The following is a 22,609-nucleotide window of genomic DNA, read 5'->3' as shown; positions in this document are numbered from 1 at the left end:
GATTGACTAACTTCTGTGTTTTTCAAAATACTACCAGTGACGAACGCGCAGCACCTTACCCCAATCACCACGAACTCTCTAGGCACGCGACACTACTATTATGTAACATTTTTAAAGTGTTACGAACGACCGTCGATGAGTTCGTAATACCGGCGCCTTAAGTTACAAAACATTTCGATATTATCGATGCTCCGCTTGCTGAATGCCCGTAAAAGCCCCCATGCTAAAGGCCACTTCTTTCCAAGGCCGTGCGTGCTGATGTCCGTCCCCCTGCCCCGCTCAACCAGCAGCACGTTGCACCGGTGCGCCATGGCCCTGTCGCTGACCGTGTGTGTGAGCCTGGGCGCCCAGGCAGCGCAATTTCTAAGCGTGGAGCCCCTGCCCGGCCACGGTACGCTGCATTACTACAGCTCCCTGACACCGGGCACTGCGGCCAGCCGCGCGCTGATCGTGTTGCACGGCCACCCGCGTGATGCCCAGCGCACCTTTGAGGCGGGGCTGGCCACCCAGTCTTCGCCACTGGTGATTTCGCCGCTGTTCCAAGTGCCGGCCGCGCAAGCGGCCAAGTGCCAAAGCCCAGGTGAACCGAGCGCACAGCCCGGCGACCTGCTGTGGTCTTGCGGCGCGTGGCTGGCCGGGGCGCCCGCCAGCAATGCGCCCCAAGTCACCGCGTTCAAGGCCATGGATGCGTTGATTGCCGAGGTGCATCGGCAATGGCCACAGGTCGACCAGATTACCCTGGCCGGCTTTTCGGCCGGGGCACAAATGGTGCAGCACTACATCGGCTTCGCCGCCATGGCCCCCAAGGGGGTGACGGTGCGCTACGTGGTCGCCGACCCCGGCACCTGGCTGTACTTCAGCGATCAGCGCCCCTACCCGAGCGCGGACTGCCCGGCCTTGAACCAATGGAAATACGGCACCGCGCAATTGCCCGACTGGCTGGGCCGCAGCGCCGAACAGGCCCGCGCGCAGTACGCGGCGGCCGACATACATTACCTGCTGGGGGAATTAGACCAAGGCACCGGCAAGGGCACCGCCAACCGCGTGCTGGACCGCAGCTGCGCGGCCATGGCCCAAGGCCCGTATCGTTTGCAGCGGGGGCAGGCCTATGCCCAGCAAGACCCCAACCACCCGCTGACCCTGGTGCCCGGCTGCGCCCACGACGTGCGCTGCGTGTTCCCTTCGGCTGCCGCGCGCGCCGCTTTCAGCCACTAAGCATTCAAGAGCAATACGATTCGCGCTGGTCCTCGATCAAGGTCAACGCCGCCGCCCAGGCCATGGCGATGATCGTCTCGATGCCCTCGCTTTCGAACTGCTTGGCGGTGTGCTCGCACACCTGGGGCGAGGGATAGGTCAGTTTGCTACCGCCGGCCAGGGCCTGGATCTGAGCCTGGCAGGCACGCTCCAGAAAGTGGATCTCGTGCCAGGCCTCGGCGACGTTGCCGCCCCCCACCAGCAGGCCGTGGTTGCGCAATATCATCGCCCGGTGCGGGCCGAGGTCGGCGATCAGCCGCTCGCGCTCATCGAGCGACAGGGCAATGCCTTCGTAGGTGTGATACGCCAACTTGCCGTGAAACTTCAGCGCGTGTTGGCTGATTGGCAACAACCCCTGTTCTTGGGCAGAGACGGCGATGCCGGCGGCCGTGTGGGTGTGGATCACGCAGTTCAGGTCCGGGCGCGCCATGTGCACCGCCGAGTGGATCACGAAGCCTGCGGCGTTGACCGCAAGTGCCTGCCCGGCGGCATCCACCGCCTTGCCATGCTGGTCGATCAATACCAGGTCACTGGCACGCATGCGTTCGAACAGCACACCGTAGCGGTTGATCAAAAAATGGTGCTCGGGGCCCGGCACACGCAGGGTCAAGTGGGTGTCGATCAGATCGGTCATGCGAAAGTGCGCGATCATGCGGTACAGCGCGGCCAAATCGCAGCGGGCCTGCCATTCGACATCACTGATGGTTTCGGGCTTGCTCATTGTTGTTGTCCTGAGGCTGGGTCGGGAGCGCTCTGTGGCGTCTGCCTGTTTTATCCTCCTGGCGGCCCGGCGCCGTCAATCGATGTCCTTTTAACTCCGCCACCATTGACTTGCTGAATGACTGGCTATATATACAGCCATACCCGTCAACGGTACAACGGCCTGAACCCTATGCGAATCATCGAAAAGAGCGGTGCCTTGGTGCGTACCCTCACCCCGGCCGAACAGGTGCTGGTGGAAGGCTTCGTCCAGGGCCAACTGGAAGGCCACCGCCTGCTGCAGGCCAACCAGTGGCTGCTTAAAATCCGTGGCCAGGGCCAGTGGCTGGCGTGCGATTGCCAGCCAAAGGCATTGCCGGTGATGAACGTGACGCTCAACAGCAGCACCGGCACGTTGTTTTTAAAGAACAACCCGGGCACCGCCGAGCATGCGCCCGACTGCCCCTTCATCAAGGATGAACGTGACCCGGGTGCACCGCTTAACGATCAAGACGCCTTGCCCGCTGCCTGGTTGCCACCGGACATGCCGCTGCGGCTGATCGGTGACTTTCGCGCAGCCCAAGACGGCGAGAGCACCGGCAACGGCAGCACTGCCCAACGCAAGGAACAGCACCGCCTGCTGTCCTTGCTGGTGACGCTGATCGAAGCCAGCGGGCTGAACGTGTTTGCCTCGCACCTGAAAAAAGACCTGACCCAGCAGTTCGCCGACCTGCGCGGCGTGGCGGCGCGTTACCCCTTGGTTGAGCGTGTACCGGCCAGCCATTACCTGGAAACGCGCATCGACATGAAGCACATGATGATGCTCAAGGGGCGGCTCAAGGACTCGACGGCCTTCGGCGAGCAGCGCCGCCATGGCCTGCTGCTGGACTGCGTGAGCGACATTCGCACGCGCAAGGTGCTCAACGAGCGCAGTGCCAACGGTTTTGACTTCCAGGGCCACCACCTGCTGTGGGGCGGTGCCCGTACCAGCGGCCCGTTGCTGGCCTTGGCCATTTACTCACCCACCACCGCCGGCAGCCAGTTTTACGAAATGGTCCACGTGGCCACGGTGCCGGTATTGTCGCGCGGGCACTTGTTTCCCGTTTACCGGGACGAGGAACGCGAACCGCTGAAAATGCTGGTGTCGTTGATCGACTGGATGGCCAGCAAGGGCGTGGCGGTGATCATGCGCCGCCCGGTGATAGGCGGCGAGGTGATGGACGAGTTGGTGCTCAGCTCCGACCGCGACCGAGTGCTGTCGGTGTCGCTGATGAAAGAGCCCCTGGGGCCGGAACCAAGCAGCGACACCTTCAAGCGCCTGGCCGATTTCAAGAGCCTGGACACCTTTGGCAAGTACGTGGCCGGGTTCTTCATGCGCGAACGTGATTGACCGCCCCTGCAACGCCCCACCGATCCCCGTAGGAGCGGATTTATCCGCGAAGGCCGCACTGCGGTATGCCTGATTCAATGCGGTGAATCTTTCGCGGATAAATCCGCTCCTACAGCGCCCACACCCGCATCACATCCCGCGCCCGGTCGCGCAACAGGGGCGCGGCATTGCGGCATGCCTGCTCCAACGTCATGGGCCCGCTGGTGACGGAAAACGCCGCATGGATGCCGTGCTCGTACAGGTGCTCGTACCCCTCGCCCAAGGTGCCGGCAATGACGATCACCGGCACGCCCTGGGCCTGGGCCACGCGGGCCACGCCCAAGGGGGTCTTGCCATTGAGTGTTTGCGAGTCCAAGCGCCCTTCCCCGGTGATCACCAGGTCGGCGCCGGTCATGGCTTCGGCCAGCCCCGTCAGTTCGGCCACCACTTCCACGCCCGGTCGAAAGGTGGCGCCCAAAAAGGCCTTGGCCGCAAAGCCCATGCCCCCGGCAGCGCCACTGCCCGGTTGATCACGCACATCGTGTTGCAACGCCTGGGCGCACAGGTCGGCGAAATGCCCCAGGGCGCTGTCCAGTGCCAAGACTTGACCAGGGTTGGCACCTTTTTGCGGGCCGAAGATATGCGAAGCACCGTTAGGCCCGCACAAGGGGTTGCTGACGTCCGCCGCCACCTCAAAACGCACCTGCGCCAGGCGCGGGTCCATTTGCGCGACGCACAGGCGCCGTGCCTGGGCCAAGGCCAGGCCACCCTTGGCCAAGGGCCGGTCTTGGGCGTCCAACAACCCCAAGCCCAAGGCCCGGAGCATGCCGGTACCGGCATCGTTGGTGGCACTGCCGCCGATCGCCAGGATGATGCGCTTGGCGCCGGCATCCAACGCTGCGCCAATCAACTGGCCAGTGCCGAATGTGCTGGTCAACGTGGCGTCACGCTCGGCGTGCTTGAGCAATTGCAGGCCACTGGCCTCGGCCATTTCGATGATCGCCGTGGCGCTGTCGGCCAACCAGCCCCACCGCGCCAGCACCGGCGCGCCCAGTGGGCCCTCGACGCTCAAGCTACGGCATTGCCCATCGCAGGCGGCCAGGATAGCGTCCATGGTGCCTTCACCGCCGTCGGCCATGGGGCACTGCACGATCTGCGCCTCTGGCAAGGCCTGCGCCACGCCTTGGGCAATGGCCGCGGCCACACCTGCGGCGCTCAAGCTGTCCTTGAACGAGTCTGGGGCAATGACGATTTTCATGATGACGGCTCCGATTCTTGTTGTAGCCCATGTTGCCAGTGACTACCGCGACCGGCGTCTGGCCGCTGCACAAGGGCGGCCCGGCATTATTGTTCATTCCTACAAAGCCCTTTCAGGGCGCGGCCGGCAATAGCTGCACGCCCAGGTACAGGGTCAGCATGCCCTCCAGGCGGTTGGGGTCCACGCCACTCAACTCGGCGATGCGCTCCATGCGGTAGCGCAGGCTGTTGCGGTGGATACCCAACGCGTCGGCGCAGGTCTGGCTCTGCCCATCGTGTTCGCACCAGGCGCGCAAGGTGCCCAGCAACTGGCCGTTGCTGTCTTTGGCAATGATCCTGCGCAGTGGCAGCAGCCATTCGTCCAGGGTGTCGTCGCCGCGGTGGCGCCACAGCATGGCCGGCAGCCGATAGCGGGCCAGCGTCAGGCATTGCTCGGCGGGCAGCACGTCGCGACCATAGGCCACCAGGTCGCGCACCCAGCGATAGCCACGGCGTAGCGCCTCGAGGTTGTCGGCAGGCAACGCCAAGGCCATGCGCTGCACACTGAAGCCTGCGCCGGCCAATTTAGCCAGCAGGCGTTGCGCATCGAACGCCGGGCCAGGCGGGCACCACAACAGCGAACCCGGCGCCGGGCTTACGCACCAACTGTCGGGGTAGCGGCCCATCAGCCAGGTGGCCAGGCTGTCGCCGCCCTGCCCGCCGGTCCATTCGAGCAGGCACGGGGTACGTGCCAGCTGCGGCTTGAGCCCCAGTTGCCGGGCCTCTTCGAGCAGCCGCTGCGAATCGCCGGAAGACCCCAGCAGCAAGGCCAACAGATCGTCGCAACGTTGGCGACGCCACTGCTGTTCGACCTGCTGGCGGCGCTGGCCCAGCAACATTTCGGCGGTCATGCGCACCAATTGCGCCGAGGTGCGCAACTGCTCCGGGTCGCCGGTCAGGCCCAGCACGCCGATCAATCGCTCGTCGAGCATCAACGGCAGGTTGACCCCGGCCTGCACGCCTTTGAGGCACTTGGCGGCCTGCGCGTCGATCTCCACGTTGCGCCCGTTTGCCAAGACCAGTTGCGCACCTTCGTGGCGGGTGTTGATGCGCTCCGGTTCACCGCTGCCCAGGATCAGCCCCTGGCTGTCCATCACATTGACGTTGCACGGCAAAATGGCCATTGCCCGGTCGACGATATCTTGCGCCAGGTCATGATCCAGTTCGAACATAAGCTCAGCATCCTCGGCATTTTCTGTATTGTCGCACTACGCGGGATCCGCCGCCCTGTGCAACCGCACAAAGACAGCTCGCGCACAGTGGTCGAAACTCTTGTAGTGACCAACGATCACGCACTACACCATAAAAATAGAGAGAAACCCATGTCTGCAAGCCTCGCCTCCCCCACGGGCACCGACAGCACCCGGAACGCGGTGTACAGGCGCATTACCCTGCGCCTGATCCCCTTCATCTTCATCTGCTACCTGTTCAATTACCTGGACCGGGTGAACGTCGGGTTTGCCAAGTTGCAGATGCTCGACGCGCTGAAATTCAGCGAGACCATCTACGGCCTGGGCGCCGGTATTTTCTTCATCGGCTACGTGCTGTGCGGCCTGCCCAGCAACCTGGCGCTGAACCGCTTCGGGCCAAGGCGCTGGATCGCCTTCATGATGATCAGTTGGGGCTTGCTGTCGACCTGCCTGCTGTTCGTCACCACGCCCATGGAGTTCTACGTGCTGCGCCTGTTTACCGGCGCGGCCGAGGCCGGTTTCTTCCCAGGCATCGTGCTGTACCTCTCGCAGTGGTTCCCGGGGGCACGCCGCGGGCGAATCATGGCCCTGTTCATGTCGGCCATCCCGGTGTCGGGCTTGCTCGGCAGCCCGTTCTCCGGCTGGATTCTCAACCACTTCGCCGTCGGCCAACACGGCCTGGCCGCCTGGCAGTGGATGTTTCTGATCCAGGGCATCCCCACGGTGATCCTTGGCTGCCTGGCGTATTTCCTGCTCAGTGACAGCTTTGCCAAGGCCACCTGGCTGACCGCTGGCGAGCGCCAGGTGGTGGAACACGACCTTGCAGAAGAGGCGCGCAACAAACCGGTGTACGCCAACGAATCGCTGGGCGCGGTGTTCGCCAACCCGCTGATCTGGACCTTGGGCTTTGTCTACTTCTGCATCCAGAGCGGCGTGTACGCGATCAACTTCTGGCTGCCGTCGATCATCAAGAACCTGGGCTTCAACGACGCCTTGGTGATCGGTTGGCTGAGCGCCATCCCCTACCTGCTGGCGGGCGTCTTCATGTTGCTGGTGGGCCGCTCGGCGGACCTGCGCAACGAACGCCGCTGGCACCTGGTGGTGCCGATGCTGATGGGCGCCGTGGGCCTGGTGATCGCGGTGAACTTCGCCACCACGCCAGCCATTGCCATCCTGGGCCTGACCATCGCCACCATGGGCGCCCTCACCGGCCTGCCGATGTTCTGGCCGCTGCCCACCGCCTTCCTGAGCGCGGGCGTGGCTGCCGGGGGGTTGGCGATCATTAACTCGGTGGGGCAAATGGCAGGCTTTTTGAGCCCTTACCTGATCGGCTTCATCAAGGATTCGACCGGGTCCACTGATGCGGCACTGTATGCGTTGGCGGCCTTGATCGTGGTGGGCAGCCTGGTGGCGTTGAAGGTCAGTGCGCGCAGGGTTTAAGGGCTGGCATCCCTTTGCAGAACTGTGTAAAAAAGCCTGAAGGTTTTTCATCGTCAGTTCAGCAAAGGGACGTCATTCAATGAATTATCGCGCACTCGGCAACAGCGGTCTCAAGGTGTCCAGCCTGACCCTGGGCACCATGATGTTTGGTGAACAGACCAGCACCGAAGACTCGCTGCACATCATCGACAAGGCCTGGGACCAGGGCATCAATTTCATCGACACCGCCGATGTGTACAACACCGGCCGCAGCGAAGAAATCGTCGGCGAAGGCATCGCCCGCAACCGCCACGATTGGGTGCTGGCAAGCAAGGTGGGCTTCGGCCCGGTAGATGGCGTGCCGAACCGCGCAGGCCTGTCGCGCAAGCATGTGTTCAATGCCATCGAAGCCAGCCTGACGCGCCTGGGCACCGACTACATCGACATCTACTACCTGCACCGCGATGACCTGAACACCCCCCTGGACATTACTGTGAGCGCAATCGGCGACCTGCTGCGCCAAGGCAAGATCCGCCATTGGGGGGTGTCCAACTTCCGTGGTTGGCGCATTGCCGAGATCTGCAACGTGGCCAAGCAACAGGGCGTGGATTTGCCCGTCGTCAGCCAGCCGCTGTACAACATCGTCAACCGCCAGGTGGAAACCGAACAGCTGACTGCTGCCGCCTACCACGGCCTGGGCGTGGTGCCGTTCAGCCCCCTGGCCCGTGGCGTATTGAGTGGCAAGTACACGCCTGGCGTCGCCCCCGACAGCAGCAGCCGCGCGGGTCGCCAGGACAAGCGCATCCTGGAAACCGAATGGCGGCAAGAATCATTGGAGATCGCCCGCAAGATCCAGGCCTACACCGAGGGCAAGGGCGTGGGCATCGTCGAGTTCGCCATCGCCTGGGTGCTCAATAATGCGCTGGTCAGTTCGGCCATCGTCGGCCCACGCACCGAAGCGCAGTGGGACACGTATGCCAAGGCCTTACAGGTGTCGGTCAGTGCAGAGGATGAGGCGTTCATCGATTCGCTGGTCACGCCGGGGCACCCTTCCACCGCTGGCTACAACGATGTCAGCCATTTCGTCAGTGGCCGCATCGTGCGCTGATTCAGCGCAGTGCAAAACCTGAGTCATTGGCCGCCGGTTTTTTCACGACGGCGGCTGCAACTTTGATGATGACCTCGGACTCATAGACGACAAGTGGGGGCCGGTCATTGCCGCCAGGCTTCTTTGTATCGGACATTTTGAACCTCCTTGTAGGAATTTTCGTACATTGCACCTCAAGAACCTTGCGTTGCCAACTGCTAGAAATGACAGTTTACAATCGTGAAAAATAAGAGTTCCCCTATTTTCACCACCTGCGGCCACGTAAATATTCGCCCCAATAGCTGAATAATACTTATAAATCAAAGGCCTAAATGCCGTTCCCGAACCTCGCCCGCACCCACCCACGACTGACCAGCGCCGCGATAACTGGCGCGTTGATCGGTTTTTTTCTTCCATTGGACCCGATGATGCGTACGCTTGTCGGCTGGAACGCAGGTATTTGGCTGTATTTGTTGTTGTTCGGTTGGCTGACCGTGACCGCCAAAGCCGCCAAGGTCAAACGCACCGCCCAGGTGGAAGACGAAAACGCCGGGCTTGTGCTTTTCACGGTGTGCCTGGCCGCCATCGCCAGCCTGGCCGCCATTGGCGTGGAGCTGGCCGGCAGCAAGGCCCTGCCCCCTGGCACCCGGACGCTGCACTACGTGCTCACAGGGCTCACCATCGTCAGTTCCTGGCTGCTGATCGGGGTCATCTTTGCTCTGCACTACGCCCGGCTGTTTTACACCGATCAGGGCAAAGTGCCGACGCTGAAATTCGCCGACGAGGAGAAAGCCCCCGACTACTGGGACTTTCTGTACTTCTCGTTCACCATCAGCGTGGCCGTGCAAACCTCGGACGTAGGGGTGGCCTCCCGAGCATTGCGCCGGGTGGTGCTGGGGCATTCGCTGATCGGCTTTGTGTTCAATACGGCGATATTGGGCTTTTCGATCAATATCGCCGCAGGCTTGCTCAATTGAGCGCTTGCCCTAGCCCTTTAACTGCGCCCAGGCCTCATCGGGGCCCACGTCCGATGGGCAACTAAAACCCTCCCTACACGCCTGGGTCGAGCCAGGCGCCACCAGCGAGAGTTTCACATAATCGAGCTCGGACACACCGTAGCCGCCATCGGTCTTGGTCAGCTCGCACACCACCGAGGCCGACCCATCGGGGTTGGTACTGCCCGGCATTTCAGGCTTGGGCATGGTCGCGATGGGCACGATCCACTGGTCGTAGGACTCGATCAGAAACTCGACGTATTGCCCCGTCAGGTCGGCGGCAACCAGCACCTTTTCAAAGGTGTTGACCATGCCCGCCACGGGGTGGACCAGATTGGTGGACTGGTAGCCCTTCCACTGAACACCCAGGGTGTCGCCCACCTCGAACCGGCTATCCATGGGCACGCGTACGCGGATGCCCAGCCAGGGACGGTAAGCGGTGCAACAGTTGATGTAGAAGTTGTTGCTACGGTCGGGAAACTGCGGGATAGGCAGGTTGGGCAACAACGCGCTCCTCACCACGACCGCAGTATTGCGCGACTGCTGTGGGTTGGTGCCATTGGTGATGGTGTAGTACACCGGCACCGGGCTGCTCGCGCCGTCGATCAGCGCCCAAGGGATGATGAACGCAATCGGCTTGAACTCGCTATCCCCCGCCTGCACGGTGTACTGCGCACCGGGCACGGGCGCGCCGGCCCAGAACAGTTGCATGACCTCGTCAGGCTGGGGGTTTGCATACAGCAGCACCGTGGCCGTGGCAGGCAGGTTGATGTCTGCCGGGCGGATGAGGTTGAGCACCGGGTTCGCACCGCCGCCATACACATCGACCAGCGCCAGGGCCGGGTTGATGGGATCGGGGTCGGGGTTGGGCGGGCCTGGGATGCGCAAATCCACATTGAAGGTATTGGCCGGGGATGGCGGTTCGCTCGCGCCGCGGCGCACCCGGTAGGTCACGGTGGCGCCATAGGGCGCATCCTCACCGTAGGCCCGAATCGTACTCCACGGCACGCTGAACTCCACCGGGAAGGCACTCGCCCCCGTGACCGGCACGGTCCCCAGATCAGTGCTGTTCCAACTGGCGGTGACCTCGTCGCCTGGCTCCGGGCTCGTATAGGCATCCACCAATACCCGCACGCCCGCAGCCGCATCGGCGCGATTGATCAAACCGTCGACGTCGGCCAGCGGCACGCGCGGGCGCAGCAGGTCGGCGGGGGGTTGCGTCAGCGCTACCGCAACGCGTTCGACCACCGACTCGTCATTCTCGTTACCCGCCCGATCAAACAGCACGTAGGTGGCGTTGAAATTACCGTTACCCTTGCCTCGGATCATGTCACCGGTGAACGTCACGATGATCGGATCACCGTTGACGTGGCGCGGTTCGATGGTCAGCGTCGTCACCGGTGTTTCTGCATCGATGGCCGACACGATTGGCGAGAACCAGTAGCACTCGACCCGATCCTGCTCCTTGAGGTCTGGCCAGCGCGGTACTTGTGCCTGCACCTGGTCGCTGTTGGCGGCCAGGTAGGCGTCGGTCACGCCGCCTGCGATGACCTGCGCAGGGAAGATGAGGGGCCCGCCACGCGCGCCGAAGTTAGGGGCTTCCTTGTCAAGGTTTACCCATATCGGATCTGAAATTGCGGGGTTAGGGAGAGGCTCCAGATAGACAACATAGTGCAACTTGAAGATCCCGGGACGAGATAGGTCGATTTCCGGAATCGTGAAAGTTTGCGGGAAGTCCCCTGCCTGGGGCAAGTGCAAGCGCACTTGCGCTCGATAAATGTCGTCCCAAAAAAATTCGATCCGGTGCCATTCCGCAATGCCTGGCGCCCAAAAATTGGGCAAGGTTATGCGTAAAGACTGCGTTTGAAAAAGGCGAGGTAGCAACCAAGCGGTTTCACCGCTCAATGGAGCAAGGCCGTCGGGGATCTCCGGCCCGCTCAGCAAGCGCCCGACCGAGCCGTCAGGGAAGGGAGTATCTGTCATGATAACGCCTCTATCTCATAGGGAATTGAACCCCATTAAATAGCCCTGCCCGATGCTCGGTAACTGTCATAAATACCAGTTAAGACGAACGGTCTATAGCCACTAAAACAGCGGCCCCATTGTTAAGCCTGCCTCACCAGGCGAACCTGACCCCGATATTGCCGCCCCAAGGCTGCTCAACCCCATTGCCATTGCTGTAGTCGAAGTCTGCGTGTACTTGCGCACGCTCGGACAGTGACAGCGCAACGCCGAAACCCAGCTCACCACGCGAGCCTGACAGATCATTGTTGAACACATTGTTATTGACCTGAACCTCGTTGTTTTTCGCAAACTCATGCACCCATGCCGCCTTCACGTAGGGTTGCAGGTAGCGCCCAGGGCCCAGGTCGTATGTACGGCCGACCGTTGAGCCAACCTTACTCAGCAAAGACCGCGCACGATCTCCCTGCGCCTGCATGCCGTTGTCCAAAGAATAATTGCGCCCTTGGATGACCACGCCGGAAACCTGCCCGAAAGGTTCGATGAAGTACTGGTTCGACAGTGCAATGTGCCTTCCGAATTCGACCGAGGCGCCCACACCGGAATTGTCATATTTGCCATCACTGATAGAGCCATCACTTAATGCGACATCGGCCTGGTTACTGAAGCGGTTAACCTTGACCACGCCATCGAAGTAGTAACCGTTTTCTGGGTCCAGCCAAGTTGAATAAAGGCCTGCATAATAGCTGTGGACAGTTCCGGATGTACCGCGATCAAGGTCTAGGTCCGACTTGCTGTAGCCGCCCAATACCCCGATCAACCATTGCCCATCACCCCATGGCAGGGGTGCATCGGCGCCCAAGGAAATCCCTTGCTGGGTTTGCTGGTAGCCGACCCCAGAAGCATCGGAAATATTGTATTTGTTACCGTAGGTGCGAACCCAGCCACCTGCCTGCCCGCCATTGAGTCGCAACTCGCCCATGCGACTACGAAGTGATGACAACTCGCCATACCAGACCGTTGGCGCCGTATTGAACAAAGCGATCACTGACCGAGCGCCAGGTGTCAACGCGGTGGTGGCCTCCAGGTACCAATCGTTGTCATGGCGCGCAAGGTTGTATTGGAAGGCACCCAGATCCACAGTGCCCCCCACTAAACTGAACTGGGCATTGCCGCCTCCGGTCTCGACGACCTTAAGGCTGGTGTTCGTCTGAGGTTCCGCGCCACTACTGCTGAAGGCCAGCCCATACTGGCCGTTGGCTTGGCCGCTGACGGAGAGAAGGTCCTTGAGCCCGCTGACAAAATCGCCGCTCATGGCGAATGTCCCGGCGCCTTCAAGGCTTTGCAATGACAACTGGTAAAACTGCGCGGTGGTCCCTAACGCCACAGTGCCGCCACTCATGGTCAGCGCGTTGACTGTGCTATCGCCGGTCAAAAGCCATTGGGCATTGCGCTCGACCGTCAGGCCGCTGACGTTACTCATCTGCCCGGTCAATCGCGCCTGATCTTGAAGGATGACAGTGGTGCTGCTGCCCACTTCATTCACGACATTACCCTCCACCGCACTGTTATTGACGCTCAACAGCGCAGTGGAGCCGCCTGCCACCGAAAGCAGGTTGCCATCCGCCCCCTTGAGCGTGGATTGGTTATTCACCTGAATGCTCGCACTGGCCCCCTCGACCACGCTGATCGCAGAGCTTGCTTCACCCACTGCCTGGCTATGATCCAATACCAACGAGCCTTCGCCTTCGAAAAGGCTGCCATCGAAACTGACACCGCTTTCACGCCCCCGCAAAACGCTGTTGTCACTGGCGCTGACAATGCCCCCGCCTTGAATAGCCACCCCGTCACCCTCGCTGGCACGCACGGTGGAGTTGCTTAAATTGAGCGTGCTGCCGAGGGTGACCACAGCGCCGCTGGTCGTACCGGTGATGGTGCTGTCCGCTACATTCGCGCTGGAGCGCACGGTAGAGCCGGCAACGCTAGCCACGCGTATGCCGATGCCATTGCTGGCCATGATGGTGGAGTTGGCAATCGTCGCATTACTGGAGGAAAGCCCCAGCCCAATGGTTGCCGCGCCCTGGGTATCAACCGTACTGTCCGTCAAGATGACGGTAGAGTCCTGTGCCAAAATACGCTCGGCACTGGCGCCAGCGCTCAAATTGACGGTAGAAGCTGCCTGGCTGCTGACCCACGCAACTTTGCCGCCGGCAGTCACATCCAACTGCGACTGAGTAAATAAACTGTAATCCAACCCCGTTGCGGTATTCACGGTTCGCTGTTCGTTAACCAACACCTCTGCGGCCCGGGACGTCGCAGTAAAACCACCGGCGAACATGATCACCGCCGCACAACAAACCGGGAACTCCTTCCCCTTGATAAATGTATACATGACACTGCACCCTGTCAGTTAGCTTCGCTTATGAACTATTGAACCTCATCGAAACAGCCTCATGAAAACAAATATTCATGCACACCAAGAACGAGCTTTTAATTGCATCGAACGGTATCTGCCACTCCAACTTAGGCGCACATCATAAAGCGACATGGGCATACCAAATGTAAGAATATTCCCACAGGCTCGTGGGAATATTCTTTTTGCCAGGTTTATTCTAACGAGCCCAACTACACTGAGCGCTGTGTTTTGCCGCCAACAACATTGCCCTCATCAAAACTGGCGCGGCAGGCGGTGGCCGACGTGCAGAAGCAACCCGCGGCGTTCATCAATGCAATCCACACTTCGGTCGTGGACGACTCCTTCTCACTGACTGGGTTAACCTTGGTCAGTTTGATTCTTGCCCGCAGGAAACCAGCCCCCAATGGCACGGTACCAATAGTCTGGACACTGCCGGCAAACGGGATAGTCCGGGTAAACCCTTCGCGCGCCTCCGCAGCCGTTAATGTCACGGCCAAACTGCCCTCGGAGCCGGGAATCAACGCGTCCGCCCCATAGTCCCAGCCATCCCAAAGCACTTCCACCAAATCGTTGGCATCGAAATTGTCCAGATCACCGTCGACTCTCACGCGGACACCGTTCCAGGGTGCCTGAGCACAGGCGATAAGATCGCTGTATTCGCCCGCTGCATCTGGAAAGCTGGGGGGGGACAAGGTTCCAATCGAGAATGTCGAGATCAAAACCTGCTCAATCGGGGAGAGATTATCATTGGGAATCGTTGGCGAACCGTAACGATACTGCAAGGGAACATCCGGGCGCTGCCCTGCGGCTGCGATCAAATCCTTGTCCAAGACAAAATCAAATTTCTGCCCGGCCGCCTCAGTGCCATCGAACACATAGCGTCCAGCGGGTAACGGCACTTCCACGCCATCCCAAATCAACTGGATGTATTCATCTAGTACCGGGGAAGGTCCCGGGGCAGGCCACAGCGTTACGCTGACATCTGCGTCCAAGTCCTTGTCCGCCGCCAACAGTTGGTTAGCAGGGGATGCGGGAATGCCCCGACCCTGCAGAACGGGAATGAGCAAGTTGGGGTTGATTGGATCAGGGTCTGGGTTGGGAATGCCCGGCACACGCATATCCACGGTGACCGGGAAGTCGTCCGAATCCCAATTCTGCCGACCCCGCACAATCTTGTACCAGGCATTGACAGACTTGGGCCCAAGACCGCCCTCGACAAGGTTGCCGTAAGTCACCAACCCACTGAGAGGGAATTCACTCGCCAAAATCGGGGTGACCGTCCTGATTTCCCGAGTGCCCCAGTAAATAATAATGGTATCGCCGCCCGCCAGCCACTCATCGTAGTGGTCGACCTCAACAGTGGTTGGGAAGAACGCATCTTCACGGTCGATAAGATATTCTGGTGGCTCAGCCAAATCGACTCGCGGAGCCGCCGGGTTCAACGGCTGGGCGCTCAAGGACAAGTCGAATGCGACCACTGGCGAGTAATTGGGGTTAAAGTTCCCCACCCGATCACGCAACCGGTAGCGGGCGTACAACGTGCCATCCTGAAAACCGCGCAGGGCGGCGCCCGGAATTTGCAGGCGCAGCGGGTCAGTGACCACCACGACCGTCTCAGTGGCAACCTCCGCACCGTTCAATGACTCCTGCGAGCTCAGATATACGATCCCTATATCGCCGATTCGCTTGTCATTGTAGGTGGGGATCGTTACCGGGAAGGCATTGCCGTTGGCGTTCAAAAAATCTTCAGTGACGGTGAACACACCGCCCAAGTCCAGTGGGTTGAGCTCTTGACCTGCGTGGGGGGGCATCAAGTCGACGGTGCAGATGGTGGTGTCTGAATCGACATTGTTATCGTTGCCCGTGACCACTTTATAGTTCAGGCGATAAGCCTTGGAGCTTTGAAAACGCTCGATGTCCGCAGTGAACTCCAATGGGAACGAGTTGGGTACTTCGCGAGAAGGAATCTGTCGAGTAAAGATGGGATCACGTTCATCGCCGTCCACGAACACGGTAAGCGTATCGAACCTATTGGGGACTGGCGATGATTCCCACGCCGTCTCGATCATCAACCTCAACGGCTCTTGCAGCTTATCCAATGGTAATAAATTGACATGCCCATCGCCATTGTCGGCCAACGCATCACGCACCACGATGTTCGGTACAACCGTCACCGCATTTGATTGAATAGACAATTCGTCACGCTTGGTTTGACGCGCGTTAGCCGCCAGTGTCTTTATACTTTCAATTTCACCGGGCGTGTATTTTTTGAACATATTCATCGTCAGTACTCCGTTACGATCAAGAGGCAGTCGGACGCCGCAGCGTCTGAGTGCAGGTGCGAAAATTGCCATGTTTAGATTCTTTCAGCGATTCCGTTACCGCTGCATCATTAGAGATTCAATTCGGTAAACTGCCTACTGTTAGAAATGACAGTTGACGACACTTTTTCTTGTATAGGCGACCAACGGTCGCTGGTTAAAGGGTACTCAAACAGCAAGCGCCCTGGGCACAGGTCAAGGCACCAAGGCCAGGATCAAGGCTTTTTCGATCGAGCCTACCGTGGCGACATTTCCGGCACGATCCTCCAGCATATAGGTGGCATACAGCGGGCCATTGGCAAAAGCGCGCACATGATCACCCGGCACGGGAAGGTTGATGGGGCTGCTGAAGTCGCTCGCTTGAGCCGTGGCCACTTGAAGCCCACGCACCCCTTGTACGGTGCTGAAATACAGGACGGCTGTGTCGCCTGGCCGTTGCTCCGTGTAGGGCGGCACGGCCGTTGGGAGGCTATTGGCGTGGGCGAGCAGCAAGGCTTCGTCCACCACGGTCACGCCGAAGGTTTCCAGTGGGTAACCCGACTGATTGCAATTGGGCGCCGTTGTGTCAACGGTGAAAATGCTGGGGTCTCCATTCCTCACATTACCTGCGCCATCTATCACTTCATAGGTCAGAACATGTTGCCCCTCACGTCGAAAATGTTCACTCAGAAGAGTGATCGACAGGGGAAACTCCACCCCTATTAGCCCTGCTGGATAGGAGCCAATGAAAACCGGGGAAAGTAAGTCGTTATCAAGGTAAACACTCAACCGGTCAAAACGGCCAGGAATTGGCGATGATGGCCAAGCCGCCGGCACCGCAACGTTTAAATTCCCCCCTAACGCCGCCACTGGCAAAAGATTTTCTAAGCCATCGCCATTATTTGGCAGCGCGTCGACGATGCTGAGTGGTGGAGCCCCTGCCTCAGTCACGGCTGCTCTCGAGTTGACCATTTCTATACTCCTTTACTTGAAAAATAAGCGAGCGCGTGCAGCAACTCAGCGCCAGTGCCCGGGTTAATAATTCGGATGAAGCTCTTTTATTTAACTGTCTGTTCGGCGCGCTGCCTACTGTAAGAAATGACAGTTCTGCCCCCCCTTCTTGTATACTCGACGCACGGCAGGGCTTGACAGCCCGGCCCGCCTGGTGTCTTCTGAAACCGGTTTCAACCGTATTCGACGCCGCCTGGCGATAAGACCCATAAGAGGAATCAGGCCCGTGAGCAGTACCCCTGCCCTGCACCGCCCCCGCGTGACCATGCTCGACGTGGCTGAACGCGCCGGCGTGTCCAAAGCCAGCGTCTCGCGCTTTATCGGCGATGACCGCGCATTGCTGTCCGACGCCATTGCCCTGCGCATCGAACAGGCCATCGACACCCTGGGCTACCGCCCCAACCAAATGGCCCGCGGGCTGAAACGCGGGCGCACGCGCTTGATCGGCATGCTCATGGCCGACATTCGCAACCCCTACTCCGTGGCCGTGATGCACGGCGTCGAAACCGCCTGCCGCCGCCACGGCTATAGCCTGGTGGTGTGCAACACCGACCGCGACCCCGAGCAGGAACGCCTGCAACTGGCAGCCTTGCGCAGCTACAACATCGAAGGGCTGATTGTGAACACCCTGGGCAAGCACTTGGACGAGTTGCGCGAGCTGCACGCCGAACTGCCGATGGTGCTGGTGGACCGCAAGGTCGACCATTTGCCCAGCGACCTGGTGGGCCTGGACAACGACGGCGCGGTGCGCATGGCCCTGGAGCACTTGCAGCAGCGTGGCTACCGCGACCTGGCGCTGGTCAGCGAGCCCCAGGACGGCACCAGTTCGCGTACCGAACGCATCAGCGCCTTCACAGCCCTGATCGGCAAAAACAAGGCCCTGCGCGGCCAAGTGCTGCAAACCGGCGAAGACCTGGCCGCCAGCGTGCAAAGCTTCATGGTCGCACCCGGCCCCGGCCCCAAGGCGCTGTTCTGCGCCAACGGCGTGGCGGCGTTGGCGACCACCCTGGCGTTGCGCGAACTGCATTGCACGCTGTTTGCCGACATCGGCCTGATCGCCCTGGATGACCTGGATTGGTACCCGCTGGTGGGCGATGGCATCACCGCCCTGGCCCAGCCGACCCACGACATTGGCGTGCGCGCGTTCGAGTGCCTGCTGGGCCGCCTGCGGGGCGACACGTCCCAGGCGCAGAGCCTGGACCTGCCCGCGCAACTGATCGTACGCGGCTCTACCCCGCCGAAAAAATGAACCCCGCACTGGCCGTCACCGTCAGTGTTATTGATCAATATGTAACCGGTTTCAGAGGCCAATAATAATGAATCTCTACCCCGTGTCCATCAGCCTGTCCAGCTACGGTGCCGACCTTGTTCGCGAACAAGGCCAGGCGGCCTTCATCGACGTCTTGAAGCGCGCCGGCGCCAGCATCATCGAACTGCGCGAAGAGCTGTTCACCGAGGTCGACCTGCCAACCCTGAACCAGGCCATCTCAGCACAAGGCCTGGCGTGCGTGTACTCCTCCCCTATCGAGTTGTGGCAAGTGGAACGCACTGCCCCCAACCCGCTGCTGGCCGCGACACTGGCCAAGGCCGCCGACGCTGGCGCGCGCTGGTTGAAGGTGTCGCTGGGGGTGTTTACCGCCCAGTGTGATTTCGCCGCGCTCAATGCGCTGTTGGCGCACCAGCCGGTGCGCCTGTTGGTGGAAAACGACCAGACCAACCCCGGCGGCCACATCGAGCCCATGGCGGGTTTCTTCGCCAAGGCGCGTGAACAGCGAACGCCGGTGGGCATGACCTTCGACATCGGCAATTGGCAATGGCAGGCGCAGTCAGTGCAAGGCGCTGCCCGGCAACTGGGCCAGTACGTCGAATACGTGCACTGCAAGGGTGTCAAACGCAACGCAGCCGGCAAGCTAGTGGCCACCCCACCCGATGCCCAGGACCTTGAGGACTGGACGCAACTGCTCGGCAGCATGGCCCCGGGGGTGATGCGCGCCGTGGAGTTCCCCTTGGTGGGCGACGACCTGGTGGCCGTCACCGGCGAGCAGGTGCACACCTTGGCCCGCCTGGGCCAACCGGCGCAGGAGGTGGCCCGCCATGGCTGATCTCGACATCCTGTGCTTTGGCGAAACCATGGCCATGCTGGTAGCCGAACACACCGGTGACCTGGCTGCGGTCAGCCACTACCACAAGCGTATTGCCGGGGCCGACAGCAATGTCGCCATTGGCCTGTCGCGGCTGGGCTTCAACGTGGCCTGGCTGAGCCGCGTGGGCCAGGACTCCCTGGGCCGCTTCGTGGTCGACACCCTCAAGGGCGAGGGCCTGGATTGCAGCCACGTGGGCCTGGACACGGCGCACCCCACCGGTTTTCAATTCAAGTCCAAGGTCGAGGATGGCAGCGACCCGGTGGTGGAATACTTTCGCAAGGGCTCGGCCGCCAGCCACCTGAGCGTGGCCGATGCCCACCCTGCCCTGCTTGGCGCCCGGCACTTGCACGCCACCGGCATCCCCCCGGCACTGTCGGCGAGCACCGCCGAGCTGTCACGCCACCTGATGCAAACGATGCGTGGCCAGGGCCACAGCGTCTCGTTCGACCCCAACCTGCGCCCGTCGCTGTGGCCCAGCCAGACGCGCATGGTCAGCGAGATCAACGCGCTGGCCAGCCTGGCCGACTGGGTGCTGCCGGGCCTTGCCGAAGGCCAGTTGCTGACGGGCCATGAGGCCCCTGCGGACATCGCTGCCTTTTATCTGGACCGCGGCGCCGAGGCCGTGGCGATCAAGCTGGGGGCCCATGGCGCCTATTACCGCACCCAGCAGGATGCCGGCTTCGTGGCCGCCTGCCGGGTGGATAAAGTGGTGGACACAGTGGGCGCCGGTGACGGCTTTGCCGTGGGCGTGGTCAGTGCCCTGCTGGAAAACCTGGGGTTTGCCCAAGCCGTGGCCCGCGGCAATTTCATCGGCAGCCGCGCGGTACAAAGCCAGGGCGACATGGAAGGCCTGCCAACCCGCGAGCAACTGCAATCGGTGGAAAAGCTGCGAACTGCCTGACCCGTTCAGGCGTCATAGCTTTACGTACCGGTTGCCCATAACGACAAGATGCTCGGGAGCAAGACCATGCACACCCTGAAATTGGCCACCCGCCGTTGGTGGTACATCATGCCGATCGTGTTCATCACCTACAGCCTGGCCTACCTGGACCGGGCCAACTATGGTTTTGCCGCAGCCTCCGGCATGGCCGACGATTTGAAGATGACCCCTGGCCTGTCCTCGCTGCTGGGGGCGCTGTTTTTCCTCGGCTATTTCTTTTTCCAGGTACCGGGGGCGATTTACGCGCAGAAAAACAGCGTGAAGAAGCTGATCTTCGCCAGCCTGATCGCCTGGGGCGTCCTGGCCAGCCTGACCGGCATGGTCGACAGCGCCTATTGGCTGATCGCCATCCGCTTTATGCTCGGTGTGGTCGAGGCCGTGGTGATGCCCGCCATGCTGGTGTACCTGTGCCACTGGTTCACCCGCGCCGAACGCTCGCGGGCCAACACCTTCCTGATCCTGGGCAACCCGGTGACCATGCTTTGGATGAGCGTGGTCTCGGGCTACCTGGTGCAGCATTTCAGCTGGCGCTGGATGTTCATCGTCGAAGGCTTGCCTGCGGTGATCTGGGCGTTTATCTGGTGGCGCCTGGCCGACGATAAGCCCAGCGAGGCCAAATGGCTGAGCGAAGGCGACAAGCAAGCCCTGGCCCAGGCGCTGGAGGCCGAACAGGCTGGCATCAAGCCGGTGAAAAATTATGCTGAGGCCTTCCGCTCGATCAAGGTGATCGTGCTGTCGATCCAGTTTTTCTGCTGGAGCATCGGTGTGTACGGCTTCGTGCTGTGGTTGCCGTCGATCCTCAAGCAAGGCGCGCAGATGGACATGGTCGAAGCCGGCTGGCTGTCGGCCCTGCCCTACGGCGCCGCAGCCCTGGCGATGCTGGCGGTGTCCTGGGGCTCGGACAAGATCCAGCGGCGCAAGCGCTTCGTCTGGCCGCCACTGCTACTGGCGGCGTTGGCGTTTTATGGCTCGTATGCGCTGGGCAGCGAACACTTCTGGTGGTCGTACTGCCTGCTGGTGATCGCCGGGGCCTGCATGTACGCGCCCTATGGGCCGTTCTTTGCCATCGTTCCGGAAATCCTCCCGGCCAACGTCGCCGGGGGCGCCATGGCGCTGATCAACAGCATGGGCGCCCTAGGCTCGTTCGGCGGCTCCTACCTGGTCGGCTACCTCAACGGCAGCACCGGCAACCCCGGCGCCTCGTACCTGCTGATGAGCGGCGCGCTGCTGGCCTCGGCCATCCTGACCCTTTGCCTGAAAACCAAAGACGCCCGGCAACCGGCCCTCCCGCCGCACCCCACCCACGCGTGAACAAGGCCTATTCATGAAAAAGCATGTTGTGCTGTACAAAAAGCTCTCGCCCGAACTGCTGGCCCGCCTGCAGGCCGAGGCCCAGGTAACGTTCGTTGACACCACAGGCCCCGAAGGCCGTGAACGCCTGCGCCAGGCCCTGCCCCAGGCCCACGGTTTGCTGGGTGCCAGCCTGAAGCTGGACGCCAACCTGTTGGCCGGTGCCAGCCAATTGCAAGCGGTGTCGAGCGTCTCGGTGGGCGTGGACAATTACGACCTGGCCTACCTCAAGCAACGCGGCATCGTGCTGACCAACACCCCGGACGTGCTGACCCAGACCACGGCCGACACCGGCTTTGCCCTGGTATTGGCCGCCGCCCGCCGGGTCGTGGAGCTGGCCACCCTGGTGCGCAACGGTGAATGGACCAAAAACATCGGCCCGGCGCAGTTCGGCACCGACGTGCACGGCAAGACCCTGGGCATCATCGGCATGGGCCGTATCGGCGAGGCATTGGCCCAGCGCGGGCATTTTGGCTTCGACATGCCGATTATCTACAACAGCCACTCGCCCAAGCCCGCCGTGGACCAGCGCTTCAACGCCCGCCACGTCAGCCTGGACAGCCTGTTGCAGCAAGCCGATTTCGTCTGCCTGACCCTGCCCCTGACCGCCGAGACGGAAAAACTGATCGGTGCCCGCCAGTTTGCCCTGATGCGCCCGGGCAGCATCTTCATCAACATTTCCCGGGGCAAGGTGGTGGACGAAGCGGCGCTGATCAACGCCCTGCAAAGCAGGCAGATCCGTGCCGCCGGCCTGGATGTGTTCGAGCGCGAGCCCTTGGACCCGCACTCGCCGCTGCTGCAACTGGACAACGTGGTCGCCACGCCGCACATCGGCTCGGCCACTGAAGAAACCCGCGAGGCCATGGCGCGTTGCGCGGTCGACAACATGATCGCAGCATTGCGCGGCGAGACACCGCCCAACCGCGTCCAATGATATCGCCCCCCTGTAGGAGCGGATTCATCCGCGTAAGCCGCGACGCGGTATGCCTGATGAGCCGTGGCGGCCTTTTCGCGGATGAATCCGCTCCTACACAGGCACGCCTGGGATTCACCCTGCGGATTCATCCGCGAAAGCCGCGACGCGGTATGCCTGATGCACCGTGGCGGCCTTTTCGCGGATGAATCCGCTCCTACACAGGCACGCCTGGGAATCACCCTGTAGCGGATTTATCCGCGA

General features: G+C 61.3%; 18 protein-coding genes. 10 read left to right on the top strand and 8 right to left on the bottom strand.

Annotation, left to right across the window (positions count from 1 at the left end; translation table 11 throughout):
* The first annotated feature begins 258 nt into the window (after positions 1-258).
* Positions 259-1,215: an alpha/beta hydrolase family protein gene (locus tag L9B60_RS24245; RefSeq protein ID WP_249673503.1), complete on the top strand. Its 957-nt coding sequence runs from the start codon at positions 259-261 to the stop codon at positions 1,213-1,215.
* A 4-nt stretch (positions 1,216-1,219) separates the two neighbouring features.
* Here L9B60_RS24245 and L9B60_RS24240 read toward each other — a convergent pair whose 3' ends face one another.
* The gene (locus tag L9B60_RS24240) at positions 1,220-1,975 is read right to left on the bottom strand and encodes a class II aldolase/adducin family protein (protein ID WP_249673502.1); all 756 of its coding nucleotides are present in this window, start codon (positions 1,973-1,975) and stop codon (positions 1,220-1,222) included.
* A 171-nt stretch (positions 1,976-2,146) separates the two neighbouring features.
* Between L9B60_RS24240 and L9B60_RS24235 the strand changes: the two genes are divergently transcribed.
* The gene (locus tag L9B60_RS24235) at positions 2,147-3,343 is read left to right on the top strand and encodes a DUF8534 domain-containing protein (protein ID WP_249673501.1); all 1,197 of its coding nucleotides are present in this window, start codon (positions 2,147-2,149) and stop codon (positions 3,341-3,343) included.
* Between the two features lie 109 nt (positions 3,344-3,452).
* On the opposite strand, the gene L9B60_RS24230 is transcribed toward L9B60_RS24235, so the two are convergent.
* Positions 3,453-4,580 carry a glycerate kinase gene (locus tag L9B60_RS24230; RefSeq protein ID WP_249673500.1) on the bottom strand — a complete coding sequence of 376 codons (1,128 nt, stop codon included), beginning with the start codon at positions 4,578-4,580 and terminating at the stop codon, positions 3,453-3,455.
* 112 nt (positions 4,581-4,692) lie between these two features.
* Positions 4,693-5,790: a sugar diacid recognition domain-containing protein gene (locus tag L9B60_RS24225; protein ID WP_249673499.1), complete on the bottom strand. Its 1,098-nt coding sequence runs from the start codon at positions 5,788-5,790 to the stop codon at positions 4,693-4,695.
* A gap of 150 nt (positions 5,791-5,940) precedes the next feature.
* On the opposite strand from L9B60_RS24225, the gene L9B60_RS24220 reads away from it, so the two are divergent.
* Positions 5,941-7,248, top strand: coding sequence for an MFS transporter (locus L9B60_RS24220; RefSeq protein WP_249673498.1), 1,308 nt, complete (start codon positions 5,941-5,943; stop codon positions 7,246-7,248).
* Positions 7,249-7,327: 79 nt separating this feature from the next.
* Positions 7,328-8,335: an aldo/keto reductase gene (locus tag L9B60_RS24215; RefSeq protein ID WP_249673497.1), complete on the top strand. Its 1,008-nt coding sequence runs from the start codon at positions 7,328-7,330 to the stop codon at positions 8,333-8,335.
* Between the two features lies 1 nt (position 8,336).
* Here the strand turns inward: L9B60_RS24215 and L9B60_RS30495 are convergent, their stop codons facing one another.
* A complete protein-coding gene (locus L9B60_RS30495) occupies positions 8,337-8,471 on the bottom strand; it encodes a hypothetical protein (RefSeq protein WP_283780532.1) in 135 nt (44 codons plus the stop codon).
* A gap of 175 nt (positions 8,472-8,646) precedes the next feature.
* Here L9B60_RS30495 and L9B60_RS24210 point away from each other — a divergent pair, with 175 nt between their 5' ends.
* The gene (locus L9B60_RS24210; RefSeq protein WP_249673496.1) at positions 8,647-9,291 is read left to right on the top strand and encodes a DUF1345 domain-containing protein; all 645 of its coding nucleotides are present in this window, start codon (positions 8,647-8,649) and stop codon (positions 9,289-9,291) included.
* Positions 9,292-9,300: 9 nt separating this feature from the next.
* Here the strand turns inward: L9B60_RS24210 and L9B60_RS24205 are convergent, their stop codons facing one another.
* From L9B60_RS24205 to L9B60_RS24190, 4 genes are all read right to left on the bottom strand, one after another.
* The gene (locus L9B60_RS24205; protein WP_249673495.1) at positions 9,301-10,845 is read right to left on the bottom strand and encodes a hypothetical protein; all 1,545 of its coding nucleotides are present in this window, start codon (positions 10,843-10,845) and stop codon (positions 9,301-9,303) included.
* 580 nt (positions 10,846-11,425) lie between these two features.
* Complete coding sequence (locus tag L9B60_RS24200) at positions 11,426-13,663, bottom strand: autotransporter outer membrane beta-barrel domain-containing protein (RefSeq protein ID WP_249673494.1); 2,238 nt, start codon at positions 13,661-13,663, stop codon at positions 11,426-11,428.
* Positions 13,664-13,896: 233 nt separating this feature from the next.
* Positions 13,897-15,969: a hypothetical protein gene (locus L9B60_RS24195; protein ID WP_249673493.1), complete on the bottom strand. Its 2,073-nt coding sequence runs from the start codon at positions 15,967-15,969 to the stop codon at positions 13,897-13,899.
* A gap of 234 nt (positions 15,970-16,203) precedes the next feature.
* Complete coding sequence (locus L9B60_RS24190) at positions 16,204-16,959, bottom strand: Ig-like domain-containing protein (protein ID WP_249673492.1); 756 nt, start codon at positions 16,957-16,959, stop codon at positions 16,204-16,206.
* A gap of 304 nt (positions 16,960-17,263) precedes the next feature.
* Between L9B60_RS24190 and L9B60_RS24185 the strand changes: the two genes are divergently transcribed.
* The 5 genes from L9B60_RS24185 (at position 17,264) to L9B60_RS24165 (ending at position 22,366) form a co-directional block, all read left to right on the top strand.
* Positions 17,264-18,247, top strand: coding sequence for a LacI family DNA-binding transcriptional regulator (locus L9B60_RS24185; RefSeq protein ID WP_438866156.1), 984 nt, complete (start codon positions 17,264-17,266; stop codon positions 18,245-18,247).
* 67 nt (positions 18,248-18,314) lie between these two features.
* Positions 18,315-19,100, top strand: coding sequence for an AP endonuclease (locus L9B60_RS24180; RefSeq protein WP_249673490.1), 786 nt, complete (start codon positions 18,315-18,317; stop codon positions 19,098-19,100).
* Positions 19,093-20,043 carry a sugar kinase gene (locus L9B60_RS24175; RefSeq protein ID WP_249673489.1) on the top strand — a complete coding sequence of 317 codons (951 nt, stop codon included), beginning with the start codon at positions 19,093-19,095 and terminating at the stop codon, positions 20,041-20,043. The genes L9B60_RS24180 and L9B60_RS24175 overlap by 8 nt, the downstream gene beginning before the upstream one ends.
* Before the next feature lie 66 nt (positions 20,044-20,109).
* Positions 20,110-21,393 (top strand): MFS transporter, encoded by a 1,284-nt coding sequence (locus L9B60_RS24170; protein ID WP_249673488.1) that lies wholly within the window; start codon positions 20,110-20,112, stop codon positions 21,391-21,393.
* 13 nt (positions 21,394-21,406) lie between these two features.
* Entirely contained in the window at positions 21,407-22,366 is a 960-nt protein-coding gene (locus L9B60_RS24165) for a 2-hydroxyacid dehydrogenase (protein WP_249673487.1), read from the top strand.
* Positions 22,367-22,609 lie beyond the last annotated feature (243 nt).

Origin of the sequence: Pseudomonas abieticivorans (assembly GCF_023509015.1) — a bacterium.
In the GTDB taxonomy this organism is placed as follows: Bacteria; Pseudomonadota; Gammaproteobacteria; order Pseudomonadales; family Pseudomonadaceae; genus Aquipseudomonas; species Aquipseudomonas abieticivorans.
Note: the sequence above shows the minus strand (reverse complement) of the source record. Positions and strands in the feature narration are given on the sequence as shown.

Coding starts and splice junctions, on each gene's coding strand:
- L9B60_RS24245 (WP_249673503.1), top strand. CDS start 259: ATGTCCGTCCCCCTGCCCCGCTCAACCAGCAGCACGTTGCACCGGTGC.
- L9B60_RS24240 (WP_249673502.1), bottom strand. CDS start 1,975: ATGAGCAAGCCCGAAACCATCAGTGATGTCGAATGGCAGGCCCGCTGC.
- L9B60_RS24235 (WP_249673501.1), top strand. CDS start 2,147: ATGCGAATCATCGAAAAGAGCGGTGCCTTGGTGCGTACCCTCACCCCG.
- L9B60_RS24230 (WP_249673500.1), bottom strand. CDS start 4,580: ATGAAAATCGTCATTGCCCCAGACTCGTTCAAGGACAGCTTGAGCGCC.
- L9B60_RS24225 (WP_249673499.1), bottom strand. CDS start 5,790: ATGTTCGAACTGGATCATGACCTGGCGCAAGATATCGTCGACCGGGCA.
- L9B60_RS24220 (WP_249673498.1), top strand. CDS start 5,941: ATGTCTGCAAGCCTCGCCTCCCCCACGGGCACCGACAGCACCCGGAAC.
- L9B60_RS24215 (WP_249673497.1), top strand. CDS start 7,328: ATGAATTATCGCGCACTCGGCAACAGCGGTCTCAAGGTGTCCAGCCTG.
- L9B60_RS30495 (WP_283780532.1), bottom strand. CDS start 8,471: ATGTCCGATACAAAGAAGCCTGGCGGCAATGACCGGCCCCCACTTGTC.
- L9B60_RS24210 (WP_249673496.1), top strand. CDS start 8,647: ATGCCGTTCCCGAACCTCGCCCGCACCCACCCACGACTGACCAGCGCC.
- L9B60_RS24200 (WP_249673494.1), bottom strand. CDS start 13,663: ATGTATACATTTATCAAGGGGAAGGAGTTCCCGGTTTGTTGTGCGGCG.
- L9B60_RS24195 (WP_249673493.1), bottom strand. CDS start 15,969: ATGAATATGTTCAAAAAATACACGCCCGGTGAAATTGAAAGTATAAAG.
- L9B60_RS24190 (WP_249673492.1), bottom strand. CDS start 16,959: ATGGTCAACTCGAGAGCAGCCGTGACTGAGGCAGGGGCTCCACCACTC.
- L9B60_RS24185 (WP_438866156.1), top strand. CDS start 17,264: ATGCTCGACGTGGCTGAACGCGCCGGCGTGTCCAAAGCCAGCGTCTCG.
- L9B60_RS24180 (WP_249673490.1), top strand. CDS start 18,315: ATGAATCTCTACCCCGTGTCCATCAGCCTGTCCAGCTACGGTGCCGAC.
- L9B60_RS24175 (WP_249673489.1), top strand. CDS start 19,093: ATGGCTGATCTCGACATCCTGTGCTTTGGCGAAACCATGGCCATGCTG.
- L9B60_RS24170 (WP_249673488.1), top strand. CDS start 20,110: ATGCACACCCTGAAATTGGCCACCCGCCGTTGGTGGTACATCATGCCG.
- L9B60_RS24165 (WP_249673487.1), top strand. CDS start 21,407: ATGAAAAAGCATGTTGTGCTGTACAAAAAGCTCTCGCCCGAACTGCTG.